Below are 2,705 nucleotides of genomic sequence, written 5' to 3' on the forward strand. Positions count from 1 at the left end.
GCTTTGTTGAATTGCCTGGGGTTTTTATCAAGCTAAAATCGAAAGGTTTTGATGAAAAACTACTTTGTAAGCATCATGATAAAAATCAGCAAGGTAAAGCTATTATTAATTACAAAAAATCTCTATTAACAGAGATAAAATATTAACAATTTTCTCGAATATCACACTAACATTCTATACACTCATCGTAAAATTATGCCCCATAGTCTTGTTCTCAATCTTTTGCCCCTTTCTTCTATTCCCTTAAACTATTTAACAGGACGACATTTTCATGCGTTATTTCTAACATTAGTCAGTTCCGTTGACCCCGAATTAGGGAATTATTTACATGAACAAAAAACGGATAAAGCGTTTACCTTAAGTCCGTTACAAATCAGCAAAACAATTCATCAGAATGTTCTGCAATGGCAACATAAGAAACCGATTTCAAGTGAAACTCCTTGCTGGTTAAGAATTTCTTTATTGGATGATAATTTGTTTAGTCATTTGAGTGGTTTATGGTTAAATCTTAATCCTAAAACACCTTGGCATTTAGGCCCTGCTGATTTACAAATTACCAGTATTTTAGGCACACCTCAATTAACTCAACCTTGGGCTAATTTTTCATCCTATCGTCAATTGTATGAACAAGCATCTGATGAAAACCGACAAATAGAATTAATATTCTGTACTCCTACAGCCTTTCGTCAAAGTAATTTTGATTCGGCTTTACCCACGCGAGATAGTGTGTTTGGGTCGTTATTAAGGCGTTGGAATCAATATAGCGGGATTTTATTTGAAGACACTTTAATTGAACCTATTTTTCCCAGTTTCTTCAATATTAGAACCGAGATTTTAGCAGATTCTCGCAGTAAATTTATTGGCTGTGTGGGAATAATGAATTTTAGAATTTTGGGAGATGTAGACCCAATGGTTATTAAACAAATTAATACCTTAGCGGATTTTGCTTTGTATAGCGGTGTGGGACGAAAAACACCGATGGGAATGGGAATGGTCAGGAGAATTTCTAATAGTTGAAAGTTGGCTGAATTATCTTTTTTTCTTGAATAAGGTTAGGTAAGATTATGGAAACCATTGATTATATTTCGATTTCGTCTTTGAATCATTTTGCCTATTGTCCCCATCGCTGTTGGCGAATGTTTTGTGCAGGGGAATTTGTTGATAATCAGTATACCATAGAAGGAACAAGTTTACACGACCGTGTTCATAATTTTGGAGAACAAAATCGTGATGAAATTTGGCAAGTTCGGGCGGTTTGGTTGAAATCTGAACGTTATAAATTAATTGGAAAATCGGATTTAATTGAATCACAATCAGGAGAATTTTATCCCGTAGAATATAAACGGGGACGGAAAGGCGAATGGGATAATGATGAAATGCAGGTGGTGGCGCAAGCGTTATGTTTAGAAGAAATGACGGGCAAAACTGTCACCAAGGGTTATATTTATTATGCTCAATCTCATCAACGTCAACTTGTGGAAATTTCTTCAATATTACGAGAACAGGTGATTAATATTATTGATCAGGTTTTTAATCTTTTTGAAACGGGTCATCAACCTTTAGCAAATTATCAAAAACGCTGTCAAGGTTGCAGTTTGTATGAATCTTGTTTACCGAAAATTGCAGCAAAGGTCAGTCGGTATCAGGAGGATGAACAATTGCAGAATTCAGCATAAAAGCTATTAACAGCTTGCAATAAAGTTGTCATGCTGAACGAAGTGAAGCATCTCTTACTATCCCAAAATTATTATTGGGAACCATATACCGAAAGCTTGTGGCGTTGTCATGCTGAACGAAGTGAAGCATCTCTTATTATCCATCATTTTTAATAGAGATTCTTCACTAAAGGCTAAACATGGGGGTAAGCGTAAGGGTGCTGGTACTTATTATCCATAATTTTTAATAGAGATTCTTCACTACGCTGGCGCTACGTTCAGAATGACAGTTAAAGCTGCGTTCAGAATGACAGATCATAATTGTTATAATGTTTTTGAGGTTAATACAATGGGAACGGTTTATATTACAGTTGATGATGCGTTTATTGGTAAAACTGATGAACGGTTAACGGTAAAAGCGGATAAGAAAACTGTTCTGGATGTACCGTTAATTAAGGTGGATGGAATTGTAATTTTAGGACGTGCCACGATTTCTCCTGCGGTAGTTCAGGAACTTTTAGAACGTCATATTCCGTTAACCTTTTTAACCAATACGGGGCGTTATTTAGGACGATTAGAACCCGAAATGACCAAGAATATTTTTGTTAGGAAAGCTCAATGGCAAGCGGCGGGAGAGTCTGAACAAGCGTTACATTTAGTTCAGGGATTTGTGCGGGGAAAATTAAAGAATTATCGAGTGATGTTATTGCGACAAGCCCGAAAATATTCTGAACTTAATTTTGAGACGGCTTTGACTCGTTTGGATCATGCGATCGCTCCTATTTCTAATACCAATAATATTAACTCTTTACGCGGTTTAGAAGGAGCCGGAAGTGCCGCTTATTTTGGAGCGTTTGATCAATTAATTCGTGGAGATGGCTTTAGTTTTAACAGTCGTAACCGTCGCCCACCGACTGACCCGGTTAATTCTTTATTGAGTTTTGGTTATTCTTTATTGTGTCATGATGTGCAAAGTGCGGTTAATTTAGTCGGGTTTGATCCTTATTTGGGATATCTGCATTTTCAACATTATGGTCGTCCGAGTTTAGC

At 36.5% G+C, this 2,705-nt stretch carries 3 protein-coding genes; all 3 read left to right on the forward strand.

All coding sequences use genetic code 11. The features are described from left to right. The first annotated feature begins 195 nt into the window (after positions 1–195). A complete protein-coding gene (cas6, locus tag ACKPEB_RS14275) occupies positions 196–1,017 on the forward strand; it encodes a CRISPR-associated endoribonuclease Cas6 (RefSeq protein WP_408965594.1) in 822 nt (273 codons plus the stop codon). Positions 1,018–1,064: 47 nt separating this feature from the next. After that, positions 1,065–1,676: a CRISPR-associated protein Cas4 gene (gene cas4 / locus ACKPEB_RS14280; RefSeq protein WP_408965595.1), complete on the forward strand. Its 612-nt coding sequence runs from the start codon at positions 1,065–1,067 to the stop codon at positions 1,674–1,676. A gap of 286 nt (positions 1,677–1,962) precedes the next feature. Next, positions 1,963–2,705: CRISPR-associated endonuclease Cas1 (gene cas1, locus ACKPEB_RS14285; protein ID WP_408965596.1), on the forward strand; the 743-nt coding region annotated here is incomplete at its 3' end.

It is taken from the genome of Planktothrix sp. (genome assembly GCF_046067725.1).
GTDB lineage: Bacteria > Cyanobacteriota > Cyanobacteriia > Cyanobacteriales > Microcoleaceae > Planktothrix.

Excerpts from the sequence above, each read along its gene's own strand:
- cas6 (WP_408965594.1), top strand. The coding sequence starts at position 196 with ATGCCCCATAGTCTTGTTCTCAATCTTTTGCCCCTTTCTTCTATTCCC.
- cas4 (WP_408965595.1), top strand. The coding sequence starts at position 1,065 with ATGGAAACCATTGATTATATTTCGATTTCGTCTTTGAATCATTTTGCC.